The organism is Bradyrhizobium sp. BWA-3-5, assembly GCF_032917985.1.
In the GTDB taxonomy this organism is placed as follows: domain Bacteria; phylum Pseudomonadota; class Alphaproteobacteria; order Rhizobiales; family Xanthobacteraceae; genus Bradyrhizobium.
Genome location: NZ_CP136626.1, coordinates 5,532,680 through 5,558,602 on the forward strand (window position 1 = coordinate 5,532,680; position 25,923 = coordinate 5,558,602).

The window sequence follows — 25,923 nt, forward strand, 5'->3', positions numbered from 1 at the left end:
CTTCTCAACAAAAATTTGGCGGAGGCGATGAGGTACGCGAACCAATGACACACGGGTTCGCTCCCCGTCGCGGAACACCCCGTCCGCCGGTGGTCAATCGGTGCGCTGGCAGGTCTCCCGGCTTGCGGAGCAGGTTCTTCCCTCGATCTCCACCTTCCCAACCCTTAAAGGTCAGTGGCTCTTGGAGATCTCTCCGGTCACGGTCGCGGGGGCGGCTGCGCTTCAGGCTCGAGCTTTGAGGCTAGAGCCCTATCGCATTCCCTCTTCGCCTGTCGTAGGACAGGAACCAACGCCACCGCACCATTTGCCCAAGCGTGCAACTTGTCAAGCCAAAGGGACGTGCAGATGACTTCCGGATCTGATGCTGCTGAGGAAGAAACCGCGATCTCCGAATTCGCATTGGATGCCCGCCATTCGGCAAAAATGGCAAAGAAAATGGCAAAGAAGAAGGCCGCGCGCGACCGGATGATGTCCACCAAGAGTGGAGAGAGGGGGCTCATCATTGTCCACACCGGGGCAGGCAAGGGAAAATCTTCCTTGGCCTTCGGCATGATCATGCGGTGCCTCGCGCATGGCTTTTCCTGCGCCGTCGTGCAGTTCATCAAGGGTGCATGGGACACTGGCGAGCGCCGCCTGCTCACCGGACATTTTGGCGAACTGTGCCAATTCCATGCGATGGAGGAAGGCTTTACCTGGGAAACGCAGGACCGCGTCCGCGACATCGCCGCTGCCCGCACCGCATGGGAAAAGGCCAAGCAGCTGATCGCTGATGAAGCCTTGCGCATGATGGTTCTCGACGAGATCAATATTGCGCTTCGCTACGACTATCTGGAGATCGGAGAGGTCGTTGAGTTCCTGAAGAATTCAAAGCCGCCAATGATGCATGTCGTCCTCACCGGACGCAATGCCAAGCAGGAATTGATCGACGCCGCCGACCTTGTCACGGAGATGACGCTCGTGAAGCATCCCTTCCGATCCGGCATCAAGGCCCAGCCCGGCGTTGAGTTCTGACCAAGCAATCGGGATTCGATTCGATGGCGCGCGCATTGATGATCCAGGGAGCGGGTTCGGACGTGGGCAAGTCGCTCATCGTGGCCGGCCTTGCCCGCGCTGCCACCCGGCGCGGCAATCGGGTGCTGCCGTTCAAGCCGCAGAACATGTCGAACAATGCCGCCGTGACGGTCGACGGCGGCGAGATCGGACGCGCGCAGGCATTGCAGGCGCAGGCCGCAGGTGTCGAGCCGCATACCGATATGAATCCGGTCTTGCTGAAGCCGGAAACTGATGTCGGCGCCCAGATCATCGTGCACGGACGCCGCGTGGCGACGCTGCGCGCGCGCGTGCATACGCTGCGATGAAGCCATCGCTGATGGCGCCGGTTCTCGAGAGTTTCGCCCGTATCAAGGATCGCGCCGATCTTGTTCTCGTCGAGGGCGCCGGCAGCCCCGCCGAGGTCAATCTGAGGAGCGCCGATATCGCCAATATGGGCTTTGCCCGCAAGGCCGACATTCCCGTCGTGCTGGTCGGCGATATTGATCGCGGCGGTGTCATTGCGCAGCTCGTCGGAATCAAGGCCATGCTCGATCCCGACGATGCGGCCATGATTCGCGGCTTCGTCATCAACAAGTTCCGCGGCGATCCATCACTGTTCGATGACGGCTACCGGCTGATCGAAGCGCGCACATCGTGGCGGGGCTTTGGGGTCCTTCCCTACTTCGCCTGCGCTCGTGAACTTCCGGCCGAAGACGCGCTTGGGCTTACCGGCGCACGCAAGGCAGGCAAGTGCAAGATTGTCTTTTCGCGCTGTCGCGGATCGCGAATTTTGACGACCTCGATCCACTGAAGCTCGAACCTGATGTCGACCTTGTGATGGTCCGGCCTGGAGAAGCAATCCCTGGCGATGCAAAGCTCGTGATCCTGCTGGGCTCGAAGTCGACCCGCGGCGAGCTCGCCTTCCTGCGCGCCCAAGGTTGGGACATCGATCTTCTTGCGCATCATCGTCGCGGCGGTCATGTTCTTGGCGTCTGCGGCGGTTACCAGATGCTCGGACGCAGTGTGGCGGATCCGGAGGGAATTGAGGGACCGGCGGGCGAAACTCCCGGTCTCGGACTCATCGACGTAACGACGGTGATGACGCCACAAAAGACTCTGAGCCGCGTCACGGCGGTCCACGCTGCGACGAACCGGCAGATCGAGGCTTACGAGATTCACATCGGACATACCGACGGGCCGGATCGTGCACGGCCATTTGCTTTGCTTGGCGGAGCGCCGGAAGGCGCGGTATCCAGCGACGGCCGCGTGTATGGCAGCTATCTGCACGGCCTGTTCGCTTCCGACAGTTTCCGCAAGACATTTCTCGCACAACTAGACATTCCGGCCGCGGACCAGCAATACCGCGCCAGGGTGGAGAGCGCGCTCGATACGCTTGCCGATTACATCGATACCTATCTCGATGTCGAAGGCCTGCTTACGCTTGCCCGCTGAGGAGGGGCGATCAAGGCGAGATTGTGGCGGAAAACCGCGCCCATTCCGTCTCGTCACCCGGCAAGCCAAGCCGCAGCCATCCCGGCCGCTTCCCAAATATGCGCGACCATATCTGGTGGCGCGCGAGCTTCTGCTGCGCGGCGCGTGCCTCGCCAGTTTCATAGAGCCGGAACAGCGGCGTGCCGCCGACCAATGTCCAGCCCTGTGATTGCACTTCAGCATCCAGGCGGAGGCAATCGCGTGCCAGACGCGTCGAGGTCGCGTTTGCCCAATCGCGATCAAGCAAGGCGCGCCGTCCGATCACAATCGCTGCACCCGAAATCGGCCACGGGCCGACCATCGCGGCCAGCGCAGCGACATCGGCCTCGCTGCCGAGCGCGAAACCGAGGCGCAGTCCCGCAAGCCCGTAGAATTTTCCGAACGATCGCAGGAGTAACAGCCCCGGCCGTCCCGCCTCGGGTGCCAGCGACAAGCCCGAAACGGCATCAGCGAAGCTTTCGTCGACGACGAGTCGACCGACGCGCGGCAAAAGCGCCAGCAGTTCGCTTGGATCAAAGCATCGGCCGTCTGGATTGTTGGGATGGACGACCACGGCGATATCCGCTCCCTGCAGCCCTTCGAGATCAAAAACCTCGGCCACGTCCCAGGCTGCCGCGGAAAAAACCGCCGCGTATTCGTTATAGGTCGGCGCGAGAATCCGCGCCCGACCGCGCGATGAAAGACTCGGCAACAACTGGATGGCCGCTTGTACGCCACCGAGCGCCACGATTGGTGCCTTGGTGGCGTAGTTCTCTCGCGCTGCTCGATGCAGGGACTCGATATCGGATCGCGAAGGCAGTGCACTCCAGGACCTGGGCTCGACCTCACCCACCGGATAGGGCTGCCGGTTCATCCCGGTTGAGAGGTCGATCCAGTCCTGCGCGCGCCCGCCGAATCGGTGCACGGCAAGATCGAGATTTCCACCATGCTCGGGCATTGCCCTCTCTGTCATGCGAAAGCCAAAATCGCAAGCGCACCGGCCAACAGAACCATAGCGCGGACGTACAGCGTCAACCCCTGCCGGATGTCAGCAGCGCGCGGATCGCGTGCGCCCTCGTTGAGCCAGGGTTCGTCGGCGATGCTTCCATGATAGATGCGCGGCCCGCTGAGCCGCACGCCCAGCCCGCCGGCCATCGCTGCTTCCGGCCAGCCGGCATTGATCGAGCGATGACGGTTGGCATCACGCGCCATGCAAGACAACGAGTTCGAGGGCCGCGTCGCCAGCACCATAAACAACAAGCCGGTGAGTCGCGCCGGTACGAAATTTGCGAGATCGTCGATGCGCGCGGCGGCCCAACCGAAAGCTTCATGGCGCATCGTGCGATGGCCGATCATTGAATCGAGCGTATTGATCGCCTTATAGCCAATGATGCCTGGCAGCCCGAACAACGCCCCCCAGAACACAGGCGCCACAATGCCGTCGGAAGCGTTCTCGGCCAGGCTCTCGATGGCCGCGCGCGCGATGCCGGCTTCATCGAGAGTTGCGGGATCGCGTCCGACGATCTGCGCGACCGCCGCACGTGCGGCTACGATATCACCGGATTGCAACGGGTAAGCAACAGCGGCCACATGATCATAGAGCGAACGCAGCGCAACGAGTGGCCATGCGAGAACTCCCAGGAGCACGATGCGGCTCCATTCAAAGGCAAGCGCGACTTGGACCACCCATCCAATGCCGGCCGAAAGCCCAATCACGAAAACAGCGACGGCTGCGCCGGCGATCCGCCGGACTGCAGGCGTGTCGATCGTCCTGTTGAAGCTGATATCGAGGATGTTGATCAGCCTGCCCAGCCAGGCGACGGGATGACCAACGCGGGCGAACAGTCCATCGGGCCATCCCAACACGCCGTCCACCATCATCGCCACAGCCATCGCTCCCGCAAAGCCCATGCATCGTCTCCGTCATGAGTCCTGATGCACAAGAATTCTGGATCAAGGCAAGCCTATTTCGCCTGATTTCGCCTTTGTCTTTGCCGGAGATTGGTGATTAAAACTGGCCTTAAGCGGAGGACGTCATGGCCATCATACTCATCACGGGCGGCGCCCGATCGGGCAAAAGCCGGCGCGCAGAAGTCCGCGCCCGCGCCTTTCCGGGGCAACCCGTCTATATTGCCACGGCAGAGGCGCTCGATGAAGAAATGATCGAGCGAATATCAAAGCATCGAATGCGACGAGGAAAGGAATGGCTCGAGCGCGAGGTTCCGCTCGATCTTGTGCAGGCGCTGGTCGAAACCGATGGCGGCGCTGCAAGGCTGGTCGATTGTCTCACGCTCTGGTTGTCGAACCTGCTCCATGTGAAGCGCAACTGGTCGCATGAGGCTTCGCTGCTCGCTGACGTGCTCGCCCGCCAACGCAGCCCGGTCATCATAGTCACGAACGAAGTTGGGCTCGGTATCGTGCCGGACAATGCGTTGGCGCGCGCATTCCGGGACGCGGCTGGTATCATGAACCAGACGATTGCCTCCGTCGCGGACGAGGTCGAATTCGTCGTCGCAGGATTGCCGATGAAGCTGAAGTAGCGCCGCGCTTTGGAATTGCAACGTTGTCCAGTGAGCGAGCTGACGGTTCGAGGGCTGAAGACAAATGTATCGTTTCGAACTTCTCAAGGGCATCGTCACTGACCTGAGAAACGCCATTTGGTCTCCACGATTCTGCCTTTCGGGCCGGCGAAGCCGGTCACCGATGCCGATGTTGCCCGCGCGGGCTGGTCGTTGCCGATGGCCGGACTTCTGGTGGGCCTTGCCGGAGCAGCGATCTATTCGATCGCGCGCGAGGTCGGTTTGATGCCAGGCCCCGCCGCCATGCTGGCGCTGGCGGCCACGGTCCTTGTCACCGGCGCGATGCACGAGGACGGTCTTGCCGATACCGCCGACGGGCTCGGCGGCGGCCGGACGCGCGAGCGGAAGCTCGAGATCATGCGCGACAGCCGGATTGGCACCTATGGCGCGTGCGCGCTGATTGCATCGCTTACCTTGCGATGGAGTGCGCTCGAAACGATCGCAGAGCCAAAGTCGATTGCGGCTGCGCTATCCGTTGCACATGCGGCTGCACGCGCCGGCTTGCCCGCCTTCATGTGGCTGATCCCGCCGGCGCGATCGGACGGGCTTTCGGCCGGAGCCGGACGACCGCCGGGACAAAGCGCGGCCATTGCATTTGCTCTCGGGGCTCTTTGCCTGCTTTTCGGTTTCGGGCCGAGCAAGGCGATGATCGGAGTGATTTTGTTGGCGCTGGTCGGGCTGATACTGGCATGGCTTGCCACAAGGCAGATCGGAGGACAGACAGGTGACATATTGGGCGCGTTTGAGCAGATTGGCGAGATCGCGATTTTGCTGATGGCGGCCGCCCTCCTCCACAGGGAACTGCGACCCTGATGGTCCCGTTCGACGAAATTTTTCGCCGGCAACTGCGCGACCTGTTCGTGTGGCGCCGCGACGTGCGGCGCTTTCGTACCGATCCTCTGCCGAGCGATGCCATGGAGCGGCTCATTGAGGTCGCCTGCCTTTCTCCTTCGGTTGGCCTGAGTCAGCCTTGGCGGTTCATCATTGTCGAAGACCAGGCGAGACGCAGCGCTGTGATCGATGACTTCAAGACATGCAACGCCGATGCGCTGCATTCTTTTTCAAGCGAACGCGCCGCGCTGTACGCGACCCTGAAGCTCGCCGGCCTCGAAGAGGCGCCCGGTCATCTGGCCGTGTTCGCGGACAAGGCAAGCGATCTCGGTTATGGCCTCGGGAGTGCAACGATGCCGGAAATGATCGAATATTCCGTCGCCGCGGCCATCTGCTGCATGTGGCTCGCCGCACGCGCAGAGGGCATCGGACTTGGCTGGGTGTCGATCCTGAACCCTGAACGCATCCACGAGATTCTTGAAGTACCGGAGTCCTGGAAATTCATTGGCTATCTCTGCGTGGGCTATCCCCAGGGAGAGTTTGATCGACCCGAACTTGAACGCGCCAACTGGGAATATCGGCGAACGTCGAAGGAATTTACGGTTCGACGCTAACCCATTGGCGGCAGCGATCGGTCGAAGAATAGAGATTTGTAGTGTCTCAGTTTGCCGAAGTGAACTTTTTGGTTAACTCAGTATGGCTCTACGCCCCTCGCCTGCCAGCAGGCCAGCATGCTATCATATGAGCCTGGGTCAGCTTTCCGATAGTGATGTTTTGGGCTCGAGTAGGCGGCGGCACAAAGAACTCGCAGGCAGACCGGCCCTCGCCACGTCACGAATCAGCATGCCGGCTCGCTGTCGCTATGGTCATGCCTCCGGGCCCGAGAGTCCACGCAGAACGCAACTATCCCCGGTGGTTGTCCCGATTTTAACTTGTGGAAAGCTCTGCATCTGGACAATCCGTCCCGGGGACGAAGTCTTGAAGCGGACGCTCAAGATGAGGCAGAAGCCGCATAAATCTTCATTGGGGAGAAAAAGAGAAGCCCCGACCAGTGAAAAGAGGCGGGCGATCAGAGCGGGATTAGAGTTCTGATTTTGGCAATTGTTTCTGCAATTACCGCATCCGTGGCGCGGCCACGATGCTGCGATCTCCTGTCAAACCAAGAGATGCTCTTCACCTGGTCGCTGATTACCCATCCCGTGACTCCGCAGCCATCGGGCAGCTCGACCTGGAAGTTGTTAAGTTTGTCTTGAGATGTGATTGGGCACGCGACGCACAGGCGTGCAAATTGGTTGTAGCGCTTTGGACTCAAAACTAAAGCGGGGCGCCAGCCATCTTGCTCGCGTCCCGCCTGTGGATGAAAGTTGAGCCAAATGATATCGCCCCTATCTGGGCAATACGGCTCACCAGATTTCGTTGCCGACTGGTCCGTGAGTGTTGATTTCGCCATACACGTTCTCTGCGGTCATGCCCTCTAGGAGCTCGTCCAACGTGTAGACCGGACGATCCAAGGGTGTCACGACCAAAGAGCCGCCTTTGACCTGAATATCCGCAGCTTTTCCCTCGAAAACTTCGAGTTCTTTGGCTAGGCCAGAAGGAATACGAACGGCTAAGCTGTTGCCCCATTTGGAGAAATGCGCGTTCATGGCAGTACCCTACGGAAAGCTGTCAGAGCCCCAATGGCTCGTCGATACAATGACGATACACCAGTTTGGTTCCAGATGGGAGTATTTCAATACCGACCGCCCTATTAATTTCTGTTACCATTGATATCTGTGACCTTTGTCACTTAGATTGACTAGATCGCCATCGCAAGTAGACCCTCATAACAGCGCAGACGGCCGCAGTGCGGCTGGAAAGGGGTCAGCAAGTGGCTACCGGAACCAGGATTGAATATTTTCAGAAAATTGCTGTTGAGAGATCGTTTTTCAGGATCAGGCTTCCTTCGCCTGACCCCAATCGAACGGTGTGCCATCGACCCAGACGCAGTGAAGGATCACGGCGATCTTGCGGACGATGGCGACTTTTGCCTTTCTCATGCCAATTCGCTTGGCAAGCTTTATTCCCCAAGCCTTGAGAGAAGACCATTTCTTGGTCCGATAAAGCAGCACCGTCGCCGCCTCGAACAGGTAAGTCCGGAGCAGACGGTCGCCCCATCGGGATATCTTGCCGTTGATGTCCGTTTCACCAGATTGGCTGCGCCGCGGTGTAAGACCCAGATAGGCGCCGACGCTTGACGCCGATCGGAAGCGCGATGGATCGTCGATCGTGTGGCGGAACGTCAAAGCAGTCACCACGCCAACACCAGGAACCGTCATTAGACGGCGCGTCGTCTCATACGACTTCGCCAACTGGCGGACTTCGTTGTCGAATGTGCCTTGTTGCTTGCAGATCTGCTCATGGATCGACAGAAGCGGCGCGATCGCACTGAGGAGCTGATGATCTTTACCCAATAGCTCGCGAACCTGATTGCGGAATTGCAGTCCGATCGCACGGGGGAACAGCAAGCCGTATTCTTTGATGAGACTGCGGACCTGGTTCTCGATATCTCGACGAATGGCCACGAGCCGGGATCTCGCCACGAGTATCGCACGGATCTTCTGACTTTCCTCGCTCTTGACCTTGACTTCTCGATACCAGCCAACCCGTACCAGTTCGGCCAGACCTCGAGCATCGTTCTGATCGCTTTTGTTCATGCGCACTGACAAAGCCGCGTGCGCATGCCGAGCGTCGATACAGACCACTGGAAGATCAACCCTACGAAGCTCGTGCCACAGCCAACTCGCCATTGCCCCGGTCTCAAAACCAATGCGCTCGGCGTGTGGAGCCCGCTTCCGAAGCAGTGCCGTGAGCGCCCCGGGGTCGGACTTGGCCTTTCCCTCGAACAAGACCTGACCTACCTCGTCGAGCACACACACTGACGTTTCATTCTGCGAGACATCCAGCCCAACATATTGCTTCATAGCCCCTCCGATTCGTAAGATTGTGGAAGGCTTGAAGATAGCGGACCTTTCGTGCCGCGGGCGCCGGCCGCAATTACGTCATCGTCTGCAATATTGACCCCCTAAGCCGGGGGATCGGCGTCCAAAATTTGCAGGCCGATTGACACTGCTTGCCGGCGTGATCGCTTTTGCGCCCGGTGCGCTGAAGGACCGGCACGACCTCATCAATGCGTTCGACCGAGATCCAGACTTTCATGAATTCCGGCGGCGTGGCGTTTACGGTGTGCTAGTTCGAACAGCGGCTGCCAGAACCCCTCGCGATCATAAAACACGACGGGCTTGGCGTGTAGACCGAGTGGATGCCACAAAATCTCTACGGCCTCTTCCGAAGTCCCGATGCTGCCCGGCAGCACGACAAACGCATCGGAACGTTCGAACATCAGCATCTTGCGGTCATGCATGTTGGCGACAACGACGTGCTCCACCGTTTCGAGCGCCCGTTCCGGAGCAGTGAGGAACTCAGGGATAATGCCGAGCACGCGCCCACCGGCTTCGTGCGCGCGCGTGCGCAGGCTCCCATCAGGCCCGTGCCGCCACCGGCACAGATCAGCGTCAGCCCGGCTTGGCGCAAGAGTTAGGCCGAGGCGAACTGCGGAAGCCCGATAAGGCAGGGCGGCCTCATCTGTCGACCCGCAGAAAACACCAACAGATTTCACGAGCGTCAACGCCAATCGGTCCCTGCCGTTACCCGCGCTGCGCTCAGGCCATCTACTTGTGGCGGCTGCCGAAGCCCGTCACTTTCCAGCTCAGCGGCAGCTCAAGGAACTCCCGCGTCTGCCAGCGGGCATGGTCGAGGTACTCCTGGGCGATACCCTCGACGAGTTCTTCCCTAGTTTCAGCATCAAGGCTAAGCAGCCCCGCGACCGGCAGTGCTCGCTCGGCGGCGAAGCGGATTGCAACTCGATAGCCGTCAATATCGGCGAGAGCTTGATGCAGGCGCGGATCCCGCCAAAGCTCGACGAGTTCTTCCAACAACGAGGCTCGCCCCCCTCTGCGCTCAAACATCTCCCGCACGCGAGCACGGGCGCGGCTCAGGAACTCGGTTGGGTCGCCTAGTTCGAACCGATCCGACCGCCACTGAAAGCAGTCCCAATATTCATCGGCAATCATTGTGTTCAGCAACGAGACCGAGCCCCCTTCTAAAATGATCAGCCGGTGGCGAAGGGCGCATTCGGCGACCCGTAGCTTCAGCAGTTTGTGTGCTTCGTGCGCCGGGATTACGCCGTTGATAAGCTTCCGCGAGCAGACATAAATCCTTTGTGTGCCCCGCAGTTCGGCGGGTGTTGGCCGACCGCTTCCGGTGGGTATTTCGGCACAGCACTGCACCCGATCCAGCGATATCACCGGCGCGCCGGTCCGTTCGGCAGCGGCCACGGCGGCCGCCGTTTTTCCTGTGCTCGTGGGCCCCCAGATGAGATGAAGAATAGGATTCATTTATGCATCACCACGCATCTGGATCTGATTGGAGAAGCCGCGCCTAGTTGATGGCGCAAGCGTCGGGAGATAGCTGTGGAGCACCGCGACAACCTGCTCGCAACCACCCCTCTTCCATCCGTATGAAAACAGCAAACCGCTGGTCCTGCGCCCCGTAGGAACCGAGAAAGCCCATTCCACACTTTTCTCGCCCCCCACCAAACGGAGTAGATCCAGGCCAATTGCGGGCTCGATAGCATCGTAGAGCAGACATGCGCGCAGGCCCGGTTTCGCCAAGGCACTGAATAAATGAGCTTCGTGGTCCAAACGCGAGGATGAGAGGGGCGCTGTTGGATGGACGCAGGCGATGTCATTCTCCTCAATGTCGCAATTTGCTTCATTGACCGCGGAATGCAGGAGGACAAGACGCTTTCCACCAATTCGCGTTGGCAGCGTGCACCCGTGACTTCTGGTCCGCCCGGCGACCCAGGCCAACAACTCGGAAAAAACCGTAGCGAACTCAAAATCCTCAAAGCTGATGGCCTCCATGAGGCACAGTAACTGGAGGAAATCGGGAACATGGTTTGCGTCATACAGGGCCATGGAATCGCCTCCTTGAGTAGCAGTTGTGGGGCTCGGGTCGCGGGCAGCGACACGCGTCGGGTTCAACGGAGGAGAGCATCGCTCGTTGTCGCGCGTCTGCGTGCACTCAGCCCTCAGTCAGCGTTGCGGTATCGTGACTGCAACCGCCGCGCCAACGCCGACCCAGCTGTTTAGGCTGTTGATTGATTGAATTAAAATGGCGCCGTCGTGAAATCAACCGACATGTACGATGTCAGACACCGGACACAAGTCGCTGGCTGCGCCGGCAGGGAAAATGGCGGAATTGCCAGCGAGCAATTTCTCTGGGGCAACGCTCTGTTAGCTTCGGGAGACTTGGTTGCGGAATAACACAGAAGGCTCCGCCAACAGGCCTTCTCTCTGTGCTCATGGGGAGGACTCGGAGCAACGGTATCCGTCCGGTGAAGCTTTCAATACCCACAAATTCGACTCCGGCCATGGCGCCCAGCGCGATGTCAGTGAGGCGTGACAGCCCGCGCCACATAACGGTATTGCCAGGCGGCGGATCGCTGGCGCGGGCGAGATAACCGCCGAGCCGGGCGATCTTGATCAGATAGTGCGAGAGCGTTTTCTGTCTTGCTTTTGGGTTGTCGTTGACGAGGCCATCGAGCACGCCGATTTCAGTTGCAGTCAACGCGAGGGTTGGCGGTGCGTCTGGGGCGGAACGGTTGAGCATCGTCATCCAGAAGACCCGCCAAGTCAGGATGCAAAACAGCGAGATCAGATTGGTCAGACGCTGGGCAGTCCTGAGCTTCGACTCCTCAGCTTTGCAGCCCGATTTGAGGATCTTATGGAACACCTCGATCTTCCATCTCAAAGCATACCATTCGAGCTTCTCAATGGCGTCGGCCCGGGAATCAACAGGCAGGTCGGTGATCAGCTTCCAATCGATCTTCTTTCTGTTTTTTGGCGTCCCGCGCTCTTCGGCATGGATCACCGTCCCAACCTCCTGAAAGCTCACATCTAGAGAGGAGCGGGTCGGTCAATCTCCGGAAGCGTGATCACATCGTTGGATGCGTCGACAACCCGCATGACGGCCTGACCTGATCCATCTTCCCGGCGAACGGACTTCGCTTCGGGAAGGCTGGTGTCGTGCCCTGCCCCGAAAACTTACTTCTAATATCCGTTTTTGCTGCAAGTGTCCTAAGTTGAATTTCCCGATAGCCGAGCGAGCGCTTCCTGCGGCGAAACGCCCAAAAGGCTCGTGGGGCTGGTCGGTATCCGTCCGGCGTAGCTTCAATTACTCACAAATTCCCCTCCGACTATGGCGCTCAGCGCGATGTCGGCTAAGCTCGACAGGCCGCGCTACATGACAGGATTGCCGAGCGGCGGATCGCTGGAGCGGGCGAGATAGCCGCCGAGCCGGGCGATCTTGATCAGGTAGTGCGAGAGCATTTTTTGCTTTGGGTTTGTCGTTGACAAGGCGATCGAGCACGCCGATTTCAATCGCACTCAACGCGAGAGGTGGCAACGCGTTTGGGGCGGAACGATTGAGCATCGTCATCCAGAAGACCCGCCAACTCAGGATGCAAAGGAGAGATCAGATTGGTGAGGCGCTGGGCGGTGCTGAGCTTCGACTCCTTAGCTTTGCGACCCTATTTGAGAATCTTATGGGGCACCTCGATCTTCCATCTCAAAGCATCCATTCGAGCTTCTCAATGGCGTCGGTGCGGGAACCAACAGCCAGGTCGGTGATCAGCTTCCAATCGATCTTCTTTCTGCTTTTCGGCGTCCCGCGCTCTTCGGCATGGATCACCGTCAGCATCAGAGCGGGATAGCGATTCTACTTTCCGATCGGCGGCCGGATGCGAATCTTGCGATATCTGATTTAAAGAACGGCCCCGTCGCGATCGCCCTTGCTGTTGCTGACTTCGATGCCATGGCCCCCTTTGACAACGACCTTGTCCATTCTCGTCGACAATCGTGTGATCCCCGTCCAGCCAGACGGTGAGCCAGATGGGCGGCGATGCGGGCGAGGACATCAAGCCTGCGGGTCGAAGCCGTTCCTTTTTCGCCGATTATGCGACTGCCCAACTATGCCGAATGGTTTTGGGGAGGGCCCGTCGTTTGCGACGTACTTGCGGCTGGTCGAGCGGTCGTCGTCCCGGCTCCATTCGGCTCAGCTTGGCGTGTTATAGCGCCTCAAGGAAGGCGAGCAGGCGGTCACCACAAAATGCCATTGGCATAACATAGATTACGGGGTCGGAATTCGATCGGGTGTATCGACGGTAATGCAACCGCTCTTTGCGCGCGACACGCAGGTGCACAGCTTCCCGTTCGTCGCCCGCTCCTCGCCGCTGAAAAACACGTCGCGATGATCGACCGGGGCCGACGCCTCCAGGATCGGCAGGACGCACAGGCCACATTCTCCGCGTCGGCAACCGAAGATCATGTCGACGCCGGCATCTTCAAGCGCGTCCAGTATGGAGCGGTTGGCAGGAACGTCGACTTCGAGACCCAGTCGGGGAATTTTAATCTTGAACGGCGCGTCCGCAAAGTTGCCGGCATTGCCAAACGTCTCGTAGCGGAGGTGCGCCACGGGCCTGCCTGCTTCGTACCACAGGCGCCTGACCGCCTCCAACATGCCGAACGGGCCACACACATAGAGCTCGCCGCGCGGATCGAGTTGGGCGATCTCGCCGGCGATGTCGATGCGCTGTTCCTCTTCATCGACGAAGAGCTGAAGCCGTTCGCCAATATGACGGGCTAGCTCGTCTGCGAGCGCCAGGTCGCGGCGGCTGCGCGCGGCATAGAGCAGGCGAAACTTCGCGCCTGCTTGCTTCAGCGCCAGTGCCATCGTGTAGATCGGCGTGATGCCGATGCCGCCGGCAAGCAGCAGATATTCCGGCTGGCCGTAGCTCAATTCGAAGCTGTTGCTCGGCGCGGAGATCGTAAGCCGTTCGCCCGCCTTGAGGCGCCACATGCCGATAGACCCGCCCCGGCTGGACGCGAGCCGTTTGACGGCGATGCGATAGAGTCCGTCCGGACAAGGTCCCACCAGCGAATAGCTTCGAAGCTGCGGCCGGCCGTCAATGAGCACAACGACGTCGATGTGACTGCCGGGCGTTCCGGTGACGAATGCGCGGTCCGCCTCGATTTCGAAGAGAAGGACGTCAGGAGTAAGCTCGCGCGTGGCGCGAATGCGCGCGCTAACCCATTCGATCGGCTTGACCATAACTTTTCGCTCACTCGGTCGCAGCGTTTGCGATCATGCTGGTCTGTTCGTCGGCCAACATCCCGGCGATCAGCCGCCGTGCCCAGAGCGCGCCTGCATCGATGTTGAGATCGTAGAAGGGCGAACGCGGGTTCTTCTCGATCGCGGCCTGCTGCGCCTCCAACACCCTGTGATCCTGATCGTAGACGCCCGCTCCGCCATTGACGTGGGCGAGCTGGAGCTCTCTCGTCAATTCCGCATCATTCCTGCGATAATTTCGGACGAAGTTCCAGAAATAATGGCAGGTCGTCTCGGTCTCGGGGCTGATCGCCGCCAAGAACGCACCGTTGACGCCGTGCGAGCGCTCGCCTTGCGGCGCGCCCGTACCTGTCGGCGCCACGCCGACGTCGCCGACGACGACCGACGGTGCCTGGAACGTCACGATCTGCCAGCGATCGACACGGCCCGGCCGTCCGAGCTGGCGCGCCCAGAACGGGGGCGGCTCAATGTCGATCATCCAGCGGGTCATCGTCGCGGTGTCGCCAGTGTGGGTCACATCGAAGGGCGCGGCCGTGATCGCCTCGTCGCCGATGCTGTCAGCATGCACATAAGTCTCGTGCGTGAGGTCCATGAGGTTATCGATTACAAGGCGATAGTCGCATTTCAGCTGATAGAACGTGCCGCCCTCGCCGACCCATTGCCTGCCGTCGTTCCAGTGAAAATTCGGAATTTTTGCAGGGTCCGCCAGCGCGGGATCACCGGGCCACAACCAGACCAGCCGATGCCGCTCGGCGACCGGATAGACGCGTACGCAGGCTGACGGATTGATCGTCTTCTGCGCGGGCATGTAGGTGCAGCGGCCGGCCGAATTAAAGACCAGCCCGTGATAGCCACACATAACGTCATCGCCCTTGAGATGTCCTAGCGACAGCGGCAGCAGCCGGTGCCAGCAGGCATCCTCCAGTGCGGCGATCACGCCGTCGGTGAGCCGGTAGAGCACAACGTTCTTGCCGCAGATGGTGCGGGGGGAAAGCTCGCGGCCGATTTCGTGGCACCATGCAGCCGCGTACCAGGCGTTGAGCGGAAAAGGCTTGGATACGTTCATGGGTAGTGTCTCTCCCTGGTCCGGTCGATGTTCGCCGGCTTGTCTCAACCCATTCCAGCGGCCCGCGCCTTGCCGCTCTTGGCACGAGACGTGCCTCGGCGGTCAATCATCACCCTCAGATGACATACTTCGCAATTAGCAAGCCACGCCGCTCGAATTGTTTGTCAATGAGCTACAGGCATGGCGAAGCCTACAACCTGACACGACATTAGATTACCAGACGAACTTCGCGCCCTCCGGCAGTTCGCAGACAAATTCGCCCTGGGTCGCGGCTTCGGCCGCCCCGGCGGCCAGCTTCGAGGCTCGCACCGTGAGCTTGCCGTCGCGGCTGAGGCTGTGGCGAATGTATTCCGTCACCGGGCGTCCCGAGCTGTCCACAGTTTGATGCGCATTGGCGAAGCTGATGCCATTCTGGGCGGTCACCCTGAAGGCACTGATAACCAGCCCGCCCTGCACGGCCGGCCCGGGCTTGCCGCCATCTACGGTGGTACACCGGTTGAGGTCCAGTATGAGCTTCACATTCTTGCCGGCGTGCAAAGCACTGAGCACCTCGGCGTATTTCGGCGAGGGCTCATCAGCCTGGGCCATCGTGCTTACGCTTGCAGCCAGAAGCAAGGAAAACAGGATCGTCAGGTTTCCGTTGAGCTGCATATGCTCTTCTCTCCACTTGAACCACAGGCTGCGCGAGCGCCAACTTGCCCGATGTCCTATCGCAAACAGCTTCGTGGAATCCAGACATCAGGCACGTTCGCCTCGCGACAACTACACGTGTCGCAACCGCGCGCAAGTGGTTGCGAAGGCTAATCTGACGTCACAAACTCGTATGTAAGGTTTGCGAAGTGGAGTCACAATTTGTGACACCCTCTGCACTATTTGGTCCAGCGGTCGCGGCGCCGAAAGGACGAATGGCACTCAAACACGCGATCGGCCGGTCTTGCCGTCATTTCGTCATCCTGCCTTTCCGGAGGTGCCGAAATGTCGCGCGAGCAGTAGCTCGGACGTTTCGGTCATCTCGATGCGCTGGGGTCGCCGCCGACCAACGCGAGCACGGTGCGATTCCCGCCGCGCCACGTGCTGCCGACGAGCGCGATGTTGATGTGGATGGTCTGCCCCGTTTCAAATCGAGTGATTTTTTGATCCAGAACCGCATGGCTCCCCCTCTTCGATCCGGGCCAGGCGGACGCCCGCCGTTACGCTAGCACCCTCAGCTCGCGCGCGGCCGCAACCGTGTTGGTAAGCGCCGGCCTCACCTCTTCCCATTTGCGCGTCTTCAGGCCGCAATCCGGGTTGATCCAGAGCTGTGCATCCGAGAGGCGCTGCCGCGCGAGCTTGGTACCCGCGGCGAATGGATATCATAGACGCCGGGGCCGATCTCGTCGGGTAGCGGTAGTGCTTGAAGGCGTCGAGGACCTCCATCTTGGAGCGCGATGTCTCGATTGAGATGACGTCGGCATCCATCGCACCGATCGCGTCGATGATCTGGTTGAGCTCCGAACAGCACATGTGGGTGTGGATCTGCGTCTCGTCGCGCACGCCCGAGGAGCAGATGCGGAAGATCTCGACGGCCCAGTCGAGATAGCTCTTCCAGTCGGATTGCGCAGCGGCAGGCCTTCGCGGAGCGCCGCCCCGTCGATCTGGATAATCCCGGCGCCGCCGGCCTCGAGATCGGCGACTTCGTCGCGGATCGCCAGCGCAATCTGCCGGCAGGCCTCGCTGCGTGGAATGTCGTCCCGGACGAACGACCAGTTGAGGATAGTGACCGGACCGGTCAGCATCGCCTTCATCGGCTTTGCCGTCAGCGACTGCGCGTATGTCCACCACTCGACGGTCATGGCTTTTCCGTCCGACCTTCTTGGCATCTTGGATGTCGGCAATGCCCGAGACCAGGGTGCAGAAGGTGATCGGCGCGATCACCATCTTGATCAGCTTGATGAAGCCGTCCCCGAGCGCCTTGATCCATTCGTTAGTAGCAAAGTTTGGCCACAGCCAGCCGACGATCGCGCCGAGCACAATCGCAATCAGCACTTGAACGTAGAGGATTCGGTCCCACGGTTTTGAGGCGCTCGGCGTTACCGGGCCTGTCGTCGCGATCGTTGCCCCATTACGTTGATATCCCCTCTTCTTTCCTGCATTGTCGCTTAAGCGTTGCGTCGCGCATCCGATGATATGGATCTTCCAAGATCTCACGTTCTTTTAGGAAGTGGCATGCGAGCGTACAGAAGAGCCATCCTAGGACTACGTCCTCACCCGATTTGGACGCGTTCGTTCGAGTTGGAGTGTACACTGCGCATAATAGCCTTCGTTCATCCGAAAAGACGAGTTGCTCTCCGTCGAAGAGACCGGAGTTCTCGCCTTTCATTTGTTGCCGAAATTCAGATCAGCGAGAGACATGCACGCCAGTCCGGTAAACCCCGAAAGGATTCCGCTTTCGCTCCAACCACATCCCGAGACGACACCAATACTTAATCAAACGGCAGAGGCAATTGCGATTATGAACCTAATGAAGGGACCGAGCTCGATCTTACTTATGACTGCGCGTCCAAAAATGAGTCTGGCGATCTCTGTTCGGTTCGTGGGAGTTCGCAGATCTTTCGGTAGCCCCGCGAAGGCTTCATCAAAAATTCTTCCCAAATCCGAAAGCTGTTCTGGATCGTATACGATGCTTTGTTCCCGGATTAGTTGCCCCACTCCACCGCTTGTGACCGCACTGCCGGTTAGCTGCTCGCGCTCCGGGCAGAACCCGAGTCGTGCCGCTATCAACTCGCTTGTAAGTTCGTTGAGCGCTTGCGCCGCCTCAAGCGCGTTCTTGCCTTCGCAGATCAGTCTTGCAACCTCTTCTATTTGCTGCTCGATGCTCTGCTTGAGGTGCTGCACGCGCGCATCGCAGCGATGAACGTGTACAGCAGGTTCTACAGGCTGCGGTCCAGTGAGGTTCGGATCTGGACCGATCTTAACTTGGATCAACGTGACAAATTTGACGAGATTCTGCAGAGGAACGGATAGAAATCGAAGTGGGAGCGCATAAAGCGCTGTCACCCAATGATGTCGTTTCAGGCGCTCTATTGGCCTCGGTTTTCTAGACCCGTACACTGTCATAGTCATGACTGCCTCATGAATTGTTCTGGCATGAATTCGGAATCAATGCACGCCAGCAGCTCGCTGTCGCGCGAGCACTTAGCTTCTGTACTGAGACATGCCGGCCCGCAGAGCGCGAACGTCTGATGACGGCCCCTAGTAATCGACAATCAATTTTCACGATCTGCTATGTTTTAGTTGCATCTCAGCCGGCGCTTTGACTAGCAGCAGTTGTTCCGATTGGTAAAATAGATTGTTCTGATTGAAGGCATTCACAGTTTGGATAGAAAGACGGAGCCAATTAGCTTCATTAGAAAGTGAAGGCGCGGCCTTCGAAACTTGTTTGACGGCCGACGAATGCACGACGACTGTCTCTGGACAGACGATTTGAGAGGTCAGGACTGTCAAACCGCGCGTTCGTCCGGCGCCAAGCTGTTTGAAGCGCGGATACTGGCGTGCGCCAACGCGCGCGGCCTCTTCGTCAACAACGCGCGAACGCTTCAGGGCACGTGCCACCCCTGGTTTGATGGCCTAGACCCGACTGTTAACTTCTCTCCGCAATGGCGTGATTGACCTCTGCGTTTCCCTCGAAACTAACTAGGAGCACATCACTCTGAGCAACAGGATTGTGGCCAGTCCTTCCGTCCTTCCGCACGATCACCTCTTAGCTTTGCAACACATCATCTGCGGAACCCGATTTGAGGCGCCAGACTGTTTTGCTTAGGATGCATTTTGAGTTGGGCCGAGCGTCGAGCGCAAAGCTGTCACGCGCCTCACTATTGCGCATCTCAGAACGGGCAGCGCATCTGGATGATGCGCAGCACGTCTAACCGAGCGCGAAACGGACCGCCTTTGCGGCCGTTCAAATCTCTCTGCTGAGACTCTGGGCCGACAACAACGAGAGCACTCGCACATAACTACGAACGGCTAGATGCATTTAGCGTAACCGTCCGGTGAGGCTTTCAATTACCCATAACTTTGACCACTCGGACTGATCCGCTGATCGGCGAAATCTTGAGTCGAAAGAATCACTTGTGATTCCTTGCTGAGCACCTGATTCGCGAGGGGGTGCTCTATGGGGCTGAGATTAAGGGATCGATCGACAAAAGGCTGTTTGCGATCCTTGGAAGGTGAATGTTGGATTGATCGAGAGACCAGTGGATGCGAGTTTAGGGACGCGCGGCTCGGCGACAGATTCCGCAAACTGCTCACGCAGATTGGAAGCGCCATGGGACAAAGCATTCCGCTCGTCTGCCAGGATTGGGCGAATACCAAGGCAGCCTACCGCTTCTTTTCTAATGACCGGGTCAGCGAAGCGGACATTCTGGCCGGCCATTTCCAATCGACACGTGATCGTGCCGCCGCCGCTGAAGGTCTCGTTCTTGTGCTACACGACACAACCGAATTTAGCTATCAACGCGAAAAGTCAGAAGCGATCGGCATCACCAAGCGCATAAACAGTGGACGAGATAAGGCGGGCCGCCTCAGATCGCACACGGTTTGCGGCATCCTGATGCATTCGAGCCTCGCAGTTACAATCGAGGGTGTGCCGCTGGGGCTGGCGGCCATTAAGTTCTGGACCCGGAAGAAATTCAAGGGGACGGCAGCGCTTAAAAAGAAGATCAATCCGACCCGGATTCCGATCGAGAAAAAGGAAAGCGTCCGGTGGTTGGAAAATCTCAAGCAGTCTACGCAACTCTTGGATCATCCGGGACGATGCATCCATATCGGTGATCGCGAGAGTGACATCTACGAGCTTTTCTGCGCAGCACAGGAGATCGGAACGCATTTCCTGATCAGGACCTGCGTCGACCGCTTGGCTGGAGACGGGGATCACACGATCGCCGACGAAATGGACGAGGTCGCCGTCAAAGGGCTCCATCGCATCGGGGTCAGAGACAGCAACGGCGATCCCGACCAGGCCGTTCTTGAGATCAGGTATCGCAAGATTCGCGTCCTGCCGCCGATCGGAAAGCAGAAGCGCTATCCCGCTCTGACCCTGACGGTGATCCATGCCGAAGAGCGCGGGACGCCGAAAAACAGAAAGAAGATCGATTGGAAGCTGATCACCGACCTGCCTGTTGGTTCCCGCACCGACGCCATTGAGAAGCTCGAATGGTATGCTTTGAGATGGAAGATCGAGGTGTTCCACAAGATCCTCAAATCGGGCTGCAAAGCTGAGGAGTCGAAACTCAGGACCGCCCAGCGTCTGACCAATCTGATCTCGCTCTTTTGCATCCTGAGCTGGCGGATCTTCTGGATGACGATGCTCAACCGTTCCGCCCCAGACGCACCGCCAACCCTCGCGTTGACTGCGACTGAAATCTGCGTGCTCGATCGCCTCGTCAACGACAAACCAAAAGTAAGACAGAAAACGCTCTCGCACTATCTGATCAAGATCGCCCGGCTCGGCGGTTATCTCGCCCGCGCCAGCGATCCGCCGCCCGGCAATACCCTCATGTGGCGCGGGCTGTCACGCCTCACCGACATCGCGCTGGGCGTCATGGTTGGAGGAGAATTTGTGGGTAATTGAAAGCCGGTGAGGGCCGCACGGGTAGTCGCGTGGCGCGATGGTCCGATCAAGCAGCGGACTGAACAGGGGTATTCTTCCATTCCCAAGGCAGCAGTTCATCGAGCCGACCTTGCGGGGTGCTGGCGATGCGGGCCAAGATGTCCGCCAACCAGGCCTGCGGGTCGATGTCGTTGAGCTTTGCCGTCATGATTAGCGTCGCCATGATAGCGGCGCGGTCGGCACCACGTTCGGAGCCGGCGAAGAGCCAGGACTTGCGGCCGAGGGCAAAGCCGCGGAGCGCGCGCTCCGCCGCATTGTTTGTCAGGCAGATCCTCCCGTCATCGATAAAGCGAGCGAACCGGTCCCAGCGGCGCAGCATGTAGTCGATCGGCTTGGCGACCGCGGACGAGTTCGACAGCCGAGCGCGTTGCTCGCGCAGCCACGCTTCCAATGCCGTTAAAAGCAGGGCACTTCGTTCTTTGCGCACCCGCAGCCGCTCTTCGACGCTTTGGCCGTTGATGCCGCGCTCAATATCGAACAGCACGTCGATGCGCTTGACCGCCTCCAGCGCGATCGGCGAGATCGCCGTGGCGTTCTTGCCGCGTCTCGCATTGGCGGCGATGTCCGCCAGCTCAAAGAACTGCCGCCTGGCATGCGCCCAACAGAGTGCGGGCGTGACCGGTCCCTGCGCGCGCGAGGCGTCATACAGCTCGTTATAGCCGCTATAGGCGTCGGCCTGCAGGATGCCGGTGAAGCTTTGGAGATGCCGCGTGGGATGCTCCTGCCGTCGATCGCGCGAGGCGTAATAGAGCGCGGCCGGCGGCGCCCGGCCAGCAAACGGCCGGTCGTCGCGAACGTAGGTCCAGATATGTCCCTTGACCGTCTGGCTCTTGGCCAGGATCGGCACCGTGGTGTCATCGCCGTGCAGCCGCTCGGCGGCGAGGACATGGCGCTCGATGAGCCGATAAAGCGGCTGCAGGACGGTCGCACAGGCGCCGACCTGGTCGGCCAGTGTCGACAGGCTCAGATCGATGCCTTCCCGGGCGTAGCGCTCGCTCTGCCGGTTCAGGGGCTGATGTTGGCCGAACTTCTCGAACAGGATCATGGCCAGGAGGTTGGGGCCGGCGAAGCCGCGTGGAGTCACGTGGAAGGGCGCCGGCGGCTGGGTGATCGTCTCGCAGTCCCGGCACGAGAACTTCTCGCGCACCGTCTGGATCACCTTCCACCGCCGGGGAACGACCTCCAGCGTCTCGGTAATATCTTCGCCCAGCTTTGATAGCTTCGATGAGCCGCAGCAGGGACAGCTCTCCGGTGCGGCGACGACGACCCGCTCGCGCGGCAGATGATCGGGGAACGGTTTGCGCGACGGGCGCTTGCGCTGGAAGGACTTGACGGTCTGCGTCCGAGCCGCCGCCCTCTCAGCCGCCAGCTCGGCTTCGGTTGCGGTTGCTTCCAGCTCTTCAAGCTGAAGCTCCATCTGCTCCAGGAGCCGTGCCTTGCGCTCCGAGCGGCTGCCGTAAATCTGGCGACGCAGCTTCTCGATCTCGAGCTTGAGGTAACCGATCAGGGCCTCGGTCGCCTTCGCGTTGGCAGCTTCCGCTTTGGCGCTCGCCGCGACCGCTTCCGCCTGAAGGCGCGCGGCGCGCTCCGCGCGGATCATCGCATGCGCGGCGGCAAGATCGGTGGGAAGCGATTCAGATGTGGTCACGAAGCGATGGAATCACATCCATCACGATCCGGGAAGCGCAAAGCCTCATCCGACCGAGGTCGGCCGCCAGGTCTCTTGTGGGTGCCTCCAGTCGATCCCGGACAAGAGATAACCGAGCTGCGCCGATGAGATCGTCACCACGCCCTCGGCCGGGCTCGGCCAGATGAAGCGGCCCCGCTCCAGGCGCTTCGTGAACAGGCAGGCGCCCTGGCCGTCATGCCAGATCACCTTCAAGAGATTGCCGCGACGACCGCGGAAGCAAAACAGGTGGCCACCCAACGGGTCGCGATGCAAGATCTCCTGAACCTGCAAGGCCAGCGACGGAAAGCCCTTCCGCATATCGGTATAGCCGGTCGCGAGCCATACCCGCACGCCGGCCGGCAACGGGATCATCGTGGCCGTCCGTCAGTCAGCGCCGCCACGACTGCGCTCAGCGTCGCCGCGTCAACCGCGCCCGTGATCCGCATCCGAGCCCCGGCCGCGAACTCGATCTCGATCGCACCGCAGGTCCCAGAGGGTGCCGTCAACGGTTGCCGTTCTGGCGCAATGGAGACTGCCGCAAAACGGACTTCGTCAGCTTGACGCTGCATCGGCCCGGGCTCGAAAGCGAGCACGCCAGTGCGCGCCTGCCGCCGCCAAGCCGTGACCAGATTGCGGTGAACATCATGTCGTCGAGCAACCTCGACAACACTGGCCCCAGGCGCCAGACTCTCCTCCACGATCCGAAGCTTCTCGGCAGTGGTCCACCGCCGTCGCCGCTCTGGACCGGACAGAACCGTAACCCTCGTCACGTTTGCTCATTTGTTTGCAAATTAATGAGCAAATCATCTCACGCCCGAGCACAATCCGGGAAGGCGGCCCTCACCGGCTTTCAATTACCCATAACTTTGACCACTCGGACTGATCCGCTGATCGGCGAAATCTTGAGTCGAAAGAATCACTTGTGATTCCTTGCTGAGCACCTGATTCGCGAGGGGGTGCTCTATGGGGCTGAGATTAAGGGATCGATCGACAAAAGGCTGTTTGCGATCCTTGGAAGGTGAATGTTGGATTGATCGAGAGACCAGTGGATGCGAGTTTAGGGACGCGCGGCTCGGCGACAGATTCCGCAAACTGCTCACGCAGATTGGAAGCGCCATGGGACAAAGCATTCCGCTCGTCTGCCAGGATTGGGCGAATACCAAGGCAGCCTACCGCTTCTTTTCTAATGACCGGGTCAGCGAAGCGGACATTCTGGCCGGCCATTTCCAATCGACACGTGATCGTGCCGCCGCCGCTGAAGGTCTCGTTCTTGTGCTACACGACACAACCGAATTTAGCTATCAACGCGAAAAGTCAGAAGCGATCGGCATCACCAAGCGCATAAACAGTGGACGAGATAAGGCGGGCCGCCTCAGATCGCACACGGTTTGCGGCATCCTGATGCATTCGAGCCTCGCAGTTACAATCGAGGGTGTGCCGCTGGGGCTGGCGGCCATTAAGTTCTGGACCCGGAAGAAATTCAAGGGGACGGCAGCGCTTAAAAAGAAGATCAATCCGACCCGGATTCCGATCGAGAAAAAGGAAAGCGTCCGGTGGTTGGAAAATCTCAAGCAGTCTACGCAACTCTTGGATCATCCGGGACGATGCATCCATATCGGTGATCGCGAGAGTGACATCTACGAGCTTTTCTGCGCAGCACAGGAGATCGGAACGCATTTCCTGATCAGGACCTGCGTCGACCGCTTGGCTGGAGACGGGGATCACACGATCGCCGACGAAATGGACGAGGTCGCCGTCAAAGGGCTCCATCGCATCGGGGTCAGAGACAGCAACGGCGATCCCGACCAGGCCGTTCTTGAGATCAGGTATCGCAAGATTCGCGTCCTGCCGCCGATCGGAAAGCAGAAGCGCTATCCCGCTCTGACCCTGACGGTGATCCATGCCGAAGAGCGCGGGACGCCGAAAAACAGAAAGAAGATCGATTGGAAGCTGATCACCGACCTGCCTGTTGGTTCCCGCACCGACGCCATTGAGAAGCTCGAATGGTATGCTTTGAGATGGAAGATCGAGGTGTTCCACAAGATCCTCAAATCGGGCTGCAAAGCTGAGGAGTCGAAACTCAGGACCGCCCAGCGTCTGACCAATCTGATCTCGCTCTTTTGCATCCTGAGCTGGCGGATCTTCTGGATGACGATGCTCAACCGTTCCGCCCCAGACGCACCGCCAACCCTCGCGTTGACTGCGACTGAAATCTGCGTGCTCGATCGCCTCGTCAACGACAAACCAAAAGTAAGACAGAAAACGCTCTCGCACTATCTGATCAAGATCGCCCGGCTCGGCGGTTATCTCGCCCGCGCCAGCGATCCGCCGCCCGGCAATACCCTCATGTGGCGCGGGCTGTCACGCCTCACCGACATCGCGCTGGGCGTCATGGTTGGAGGAGAATTTGTGGGTAATTGAAAGCCTCACCGGACGGTTACGAAACTTCTTGGCTGCCGTCCACCTCGCCGCGATCGTCGCCTATTGGATCAATTGAGTCTGAACCCTAGCTAGTCACGGAGGTGATGAGTGAGTTCAACAAGGCAGTTCAGCCTTCGCCGTCTGATGACTCTGGCTCTGCGAGCCAAAAGCCACACGGCAATCACGCGCCCGCGCGTTGATTGATCTTAGGTCTTTCCGCCGTCGATTACACAGAAATTTCGCCGAACCGGCCGGTTTGGCTCGATTGCTAGCGCTGCGTCTAACAAATCACCAACAGTCCAGACCCGGTCTGCCACGCCAAGGGCGACGCTTGGCGCGGTCCGCAGCGCCTCATGAACGCGGCAGAGATTGTAGTGGCTGACGTATAAGCTAACGGCGGCTCCGGGAGCAAACGTTGCGAATTTACCGCTTGTTGCGAGACCTACAGATATTACATTTATTTCAATTATTACGGATGGAAGCCATCGTGGCCGAAGATCTGACCCGTCTAAAGTAGCGATCAGGACGAGGCGCGCAAGGGACATCGAGTCAACGCTTGAGGATAGCGGTGTGTTCGTTACCCACGCTGACGGCCAGATACTCAAGGCAGAACTGCCGCCATCCCTGCTACGTGCGATGAGAAGCATTCTCACAGCGCTGGCCGAAACGGGTGAGGTTCTCCCGCTAAGATCAGACCCGGAAATCTCAGCCGAGAAGGCTGCCGAAATTCTCGGCATCTCTCGGCCGCTGGTTTACCAACGATGGGTTCGGGCAGCTTCCTTTCCGGTTGGTCGGAAGGCATCGACGTGTTCTCGTCAACGACGTCATGACACTGAAGCGCCTCGAGGATCGCCGGCGCGGCTTGGCGGATGCGCTTGATGCCGATCCTCCCGCGACAAAACCGGAGAAGGGCAGCCATCCCTATTCCAATCGCGCCTTCAGACCAAATGATATTGATGAGCTCGTTCTCGGCACCACG

23 protein-coding genes, 4 pseudogenes and 1 riboswitch are annotated in these 25,923 nt (G+C 59.5%); of the genes and pseudogenes, 7 read left to right on the top strand and 20 right to left on the bottom strand.

Features of this window, described 5'->3' with window-relative positions:
• Positions 1 to 89: 89 nt before the first annotated feature.
• Positions 90 to 306: riboswitch (cobalamin riboswitch) on the bottom strand.
• Positions 307 to 345: 39 nt separating this feature from the next.
• The gene (cobO, locus tag RX331_RS26620; protein ID WP_317252737.1) at positions 346 to 1,011 is read left to right on the top strand and encodes a cob(I)yrinic acid a,c-diamide adenosyltransferase; all 666 of its coding nucleotides are present in this window, start codon (positions 346 to 348) and stop codon (positions 1,009 to 1,011) included.
• 23 nt (positions 1,012 to 1,034) lie between these two features.
• Positions 1,035 to 2,484: pseudogene (locus RX331_RS26625) on the top strand (cobyric acid synthase).
• A 10-nt stretch (positions 2,485 to 2,494) separates the two neighbouring features.
• On the opposite strand, the gene cobD reads toward RX331_RS26625, so the two are convergent.
• Together cobD and cbiB are read right to left on the bottom strand one after the other, a co-directional pair.
• Positions 2,495 to 3,460, bottom strand: coding sequence for a threonine-phosphate decarboxylase CobD (cobD, locus tag RX331_RS26630; RefSeq protein WP_317252738.1), 966 nt, complete (start codon positions 3,458 to 3,460; stop codon positions 2,495 to 2,497).
• 11 nt (positions 3,461 to 3,471) lie between these two features.
• Positions 3,472 to 4,413, bottom strand: coding sequence for an adenosylcobinamide-phosphate synthase CbiB (gene cbiB, locus RX331_RS26635; RefSeq protein WP_317252739.1), 942 nt, complete (start codon positions 4,411 to 4,413; stop codon positions 3,472 to 3,474).
• Between the two features lie 125 nt (positions 4,414 to 4,538).
• On the opposite strand from cbiB, the gene cobU reads away from it, so the two are divergent.
• The 3 genes and pseudogenes from cobU to bluB all read left to right on the top strand — a co-directional run bounded on the left by cobU (position 4,539) and on the right by bluB (position 6,526).
• Entirely contained in the window at positions 4,539 to 5,042 is a 504-nt protein-coding gene (gene cobU, locus RX331_RS26640; RefSeq protein ID WP_317252740.1) for a bifunctional adenosylcobinamide kinase/adenosylcobinamide-phosphate guanylyltransferase, read from the top strand.
• A 64-nt stretch (positions 5,043 to 5,106) separates the two neighbouring features.
• A pseudogene (gene cobS / locus RX331_RS26645) lies at positions 5,107 to 5,894 on the top strand (adenosylcobinamide-GDP ribazoletransferase).
• Positions 5,894 to 6,526, top strand: a complete 633-nt coding sequence (gene bluB / locus RX331_RS26650) for a 5,6-dimethylbenzimidazole synthase (RefSeq protein ID WP_317252742.1) — start codon at positions 5,894 to 5,896, stop codon at positions 6,524 to 6,526. Before cobS ends, bluB begins: the two are co-directional and overlap by 1 nt.
• 455 nt (positions 6,527 to 6,981) lie before the next feature.
• Here bluB and RX331_RS39050 read toward each other — a convergent pair whose 3' ends face one another.
• From RX331_RS39050 to RX331_RS26720, 15 genes and pseudogenes are all read right to left on the bottom strand, one after another.
• Positions 6,982 to 7,362, bottom strand: a complete 381-nt coding sequence (locus tag RX331_RS39050) for a type II toxin-antitoxin system PemK/MazF family toxin (protein ID WP_317258392.1) — start codon at positions 7,360 to 7,362, stop codon at positions 6,982 to 6,984.
• Positions 7,316 to 7,558 (bottom strand): AbrB/MazE/SpoVT family DNA-binding domain-containing protein, encoded by a 243-nt coding sequence (locus tag RX331_RS26655; protein WP_317252743.1) that lies wholly within the window; start codon positions 7,556 to 7,558, stop codon positions 7,316 to 7,318. Before RX331_RS26655 ends, RX331_RS39050 begins: the two co-directional genes overlap by 47 nt.
• A gap of 288 nt (positions 7,559 to 7,846) precedes the next feature.
• A complete protein-coding gene (locus RX331_RS26660; protein WP_317252744.1) occupies positions 7,847 to 8,875 on the bottom strand; it encodes an IS110 family transposase in 1,029 nt (342 codons plus the stop codon).
• Between the two features lie 203 nt (positions 8,876 to 9,078).
• Complete coding sequence (locus RX331_RS26665) at positions 9,079 to 9,585, bottom strand: LOG family protein (protein WP_317252745.1); 507 nt, start codon at positions 9,583 to 9,585, stop codon at positions 9,079 to 9,081.
• 37 nt (positions 9,586 to 9,622) lie between these two features.
• The gene (locus RX331_RS26670) at positions 9,623 to 10,348 is read right to left on the bottom strand and encodes an isopentenyl transferase family protein (RefSeq protein ID WP_317252746.1); all 726 of its coding nucleotides are present in this window, start codon (positions 10,346 to 10,348) and stop codon (positions 9,623 to 9,625) included.
• Complete coding sequence (locus RX331_RS26675) at positions 10,349 to 10,930, bottom strand: hypothetical protein (RefSeq protein WP_317252747.1); 582 nt, start codon at positions 10,928 to 10,930, stop codon at positions 10,349 to 10,351.
• Positions 10,931 to 11,162: 232 nt separating this feature from the next.
• Positions 11,163 to 11,885 carry a hypothetical protein gene (locus RX331_RS26680; RefSeq protein ID WP_317252748.1) on the bottom strand — a complete coding sequence of 241 codons (723 nt, stop codon included), beginning with the start codon at positions 11,883 to 11,885 and terminating at the stop codon, positions 11,163 to 11,165.
• A gap of 696 nt (positions 11,886 to 12,581) precedes the next feature.
• Positions 12,582 to 12,713, bottom strand: coding sequence for a hypothetical protein (locus RX331_RS26685; protein WP_317252749.1), 132 nt, complete (start codon positions 12,711 to 12,713; stop codon positions 12,582 to 12,584).
• A gap of 429 nt (positions 12,714 to 13,142) precedes the next feature.
• Complete coding sequence (locus RX331_RS26690) at positions 13,143 to 13,871, bottom strand: PDR/VanB family oxidoreductase (RefSeq protein WP_317252750.1); 729 nt, start codon at positions 13,869 to 13,871, stop codon at positions 13,143 to 13,145.
• Positions 13,872 to 14,133: 262 nt separating this feature from the next.
• Entirely contained in the window at positions 14,134 to 15,207 is a 1,074-nt protein-coding gene (locus RX331_RS26695; protein WP_317252751.1) for an aromatic ring-hydroxylating dioxygenase subunit alpha, read from the bottom strand.
• A gap of 213 nt (positions 15,208 to 15,420) precedes the next feature.
• Positions 15,421 to 15,858: a VirK family protein gene (locus RX331_RS26700; RefSeq protein ID WP_317252752.1), complete on the bottom strand. Its 438-nt coding sequence runs from the start codon at positions 15,856 to 15,858 to the stop codon at positions 15,421 to 15,423.
• Positions 15,859 to 16,397: 539 nt separating this feature from the next.
• Positions 16,398 to 17,045: pseudogene (locus tag RX331_RS26705) on the bottom strand (5-methyltetrahydropteroyltriglutamate--homocysteine S-methyltransferase); the annotation flags it as partial.
• Between the two features lies 1 nt (position 17,046).
• Positions 17,047 to 17,298, bottom strand: a pseudogene (locus RX331_RS26710) (cation:dicarboxylate symporter family transporter); the annotation flags it as partial.
• 375 nt (positions 17,299 to 17,673) lie between these two features.
• Positions 17,674 to 18,243, bottom strand: coding sequence for a hypothetical protein (locus tag RX331_RS26715; RefSeq protein WP_317252753.1), 570 nt, complete (start codon positions 18,241 to 18,243; stop codon positions 17,674 to 17,676).
• Positions 18,244 to 18,459: 216 nt separating this feature from the next.
• Complete coding sequence (locus RX331_RS26720; protein WP_317252754.1) at positions 18,460 to 18,798, bottom strand: hypothetical protein; 339 nt, start codon at positions 18,796 to 18,798, stop codon at positions 18,460 to 18,462.
• A gap of 559 nt (positions 18,799 to 19,357) precedes the next feature.
• Here RX331_RS26720 and RX331_RS26725 point away from each other — a divergent pair.
• On the top strand, positions 19,358 to 20,815 hold the full coding sequence (locus RX331_RS26725; protein WP_317252632.1) for an IS4 family transposase: 1,458 nt from the start codon (positions 19,358 to 19,360) through the stop codon (positions 20,813 to 20,815).
• A 46-nt stretch (positions 20,816 to 20,861) separates the two neighbouring features.
• Here the strand turns inward: RX331_RS26725 and tnpC are convergent, their stop codons facing one another.
• From tnpC to tnpA, 3 genes are all read right to left on the bottom strand, one after another.
• A complete protein-coding gene (gene tnpC / locus RX331_RS26730) occupies positions 20,862 to 22,454 on the bottom strand; it encodes an IS66 family transposase (protein WP_317258116.1) in 1,593 nt (530 codons plus the stop codon).
• A gap of 93 nt (positions 22,455 to 22,547) precedes the next feature.
• Positions 22,548 to 22,895: an IS66 family insertion sequence element accessory protein TnpB gene (tnpB, locus tag RX331_RS26735; protein WP_135176416.1), complete on the bottom strand. Its 348-nt coding sequence runs from the start codon at positions 22,893 to 22,895 to the stop codon at positions 22,548 to 22,550.
• Positions 22,892 to 23,293, bottom strand: coding sequence for an IS66-like element accessory protein TnpA (gene tnpA, locus RX331_RS26740; protein ID WP_317252346.1), 402 nt, complete (start codon positions 23,291 to 23,293; stop codon positions 22,892 to 22,894). Before tnpA ends, tnpB begins: the two co-directional genes overlap by 4 nt.
• A gap of 193 nt (positions 23,294 to 23,486) precedes the next feature.
• Between tnpA and RX331_RS26745 the strand changes: the two genes are divergently transcribed.
• Positions 23,487 to 24,944 (top strand): IS4 family transposase, encoded by a 1,458-nt coding sequence (locus RX331_RS26745; RefSeq protein WP_317252632.1) that lies wholly within the window; start codon positions 23,487 to 23,489, stop codon positions 24,942 to 24,944.
• Positions 24,945 to 25,923 lie beyond the last annotated feature (979 nt).

Coding starts and splice junctions, on each gene's coding strand:
- tnpB (WP_135176416.1), bottom strand. CDS start 22,895: ATGATCCCGTTGCCGGCCGGCGTGCGGGTATGGCTCGCGACCGGCTAT.
- bluB (WP_317252742.1), top strand. CDS start 5,894: ATGGTCCCGTTCGACGAAATTTTTCGCCGGCAACTGCGCGACCTGTTC.
- cobD (WP_317252738.1), bottom strand. CDS start 3,460: ATGCCCGAGCATGGTGGAAATCTCGATCTTGCCGTGCACCGATTCGGC.
- RX331_RS26685 (WP_317252749.1), bottom strand. CDS start 12,713: ATGCTGACGGTGATCCATGCCGAAGAGCGCGGGACGCCGAAAAGCAGA.
- tnpC (WP_317258116.1), bottom strand. CDS start 22,454: ATGATCCGCGCGGAGCGCGCCGCGCGCCTTCAGGCGGAAGCGGTCGCG.
- RX331_RS39050 (WP_317258392.1), bottom strand. CDS start 7,362: ATGGCGAAATCAACACTCACGGACCAGTCGGCAACGAAATCTGGTGAG.
- RX331_RS26660 (WP_317252744.1), bottom strand. CDS start 8,875: ATGAAGCAATATGTTGGGCTGGATGTCTCGCAGAATGAAACGTCAGTG.
- RX331_RS26745 (WP_317252632.1), top strand. CDS start 23,487: ATGGGGCTGAGATTAAGGGATCGATCGACAAAAGGCTGTTTGCGATCC.
- cobO (WP_317252737.1), top strand. CDS start 346: ATGACTTCCGGATCTGATGCTGCTGAGGAAGAAACCGCGATCTCCGAA.
- cobU (WP_317252740.1), top strand. CDS start 4,539: ATGGCCATCATACTCATCACGGGCGGCGCCCGATCGGGCAAAAGCCGG.
- RX331_RS26670 (WP_317252746.1), bottom strand. CDS start 10,348: ATGAATCCTATTCTTCATCTCATCTGGGGGCCCACGAGCACAGGAAAA.
- RX331_RS26700 (WP_317252752.1), bottom strand. CDS start 15,858: ATGCAGCTCAACGGAAACCTGACGATCCTGTTTTCCTTGCTTCTGGCT.
- RX331_RS26725 (WP_317252632.1), top strand. CDS start 19,358: ATGGGGCTGAGATTAAGGGATCGATCGACAAAAGGCTGTTTGCGATCC.
- RX331_RS26695 (WP_317252751.1), bottom strand. CDS start 15,207: ATGAACGTATCCAAGCCTTTTCCGCTCAACGCCTGGTACGCGGCTGCA.
- RX331_RS26675 (WP_317252747.1), bottom strand. CDS start 10,930: ATGGCCCTGTATGACGCAAACCATGTTCCCGATTTCCTCCAGTTACTG.
- cbiB (WP_317252739.1), bottom strand. CDS start 4,413: ATGGGCTTTGCGGGAGCGATGGCTGTGGCGATGATGGTGGACGGCGTG.
- RX331_RS26690 (WP_317252750.1), bottom strand. CDS start 13,871: ATGTGGCGCCTCAAGGCGGGCGAACGGCTTACGATCTCCGCGCCGAGC.
- RX331_RS26655 (WP_317252743.1), bottom strand. CDS start 7,558: ATGAACGCGCATTTCTCCAAATGGGGCAACAGCTTAGCCGTTCGTATT.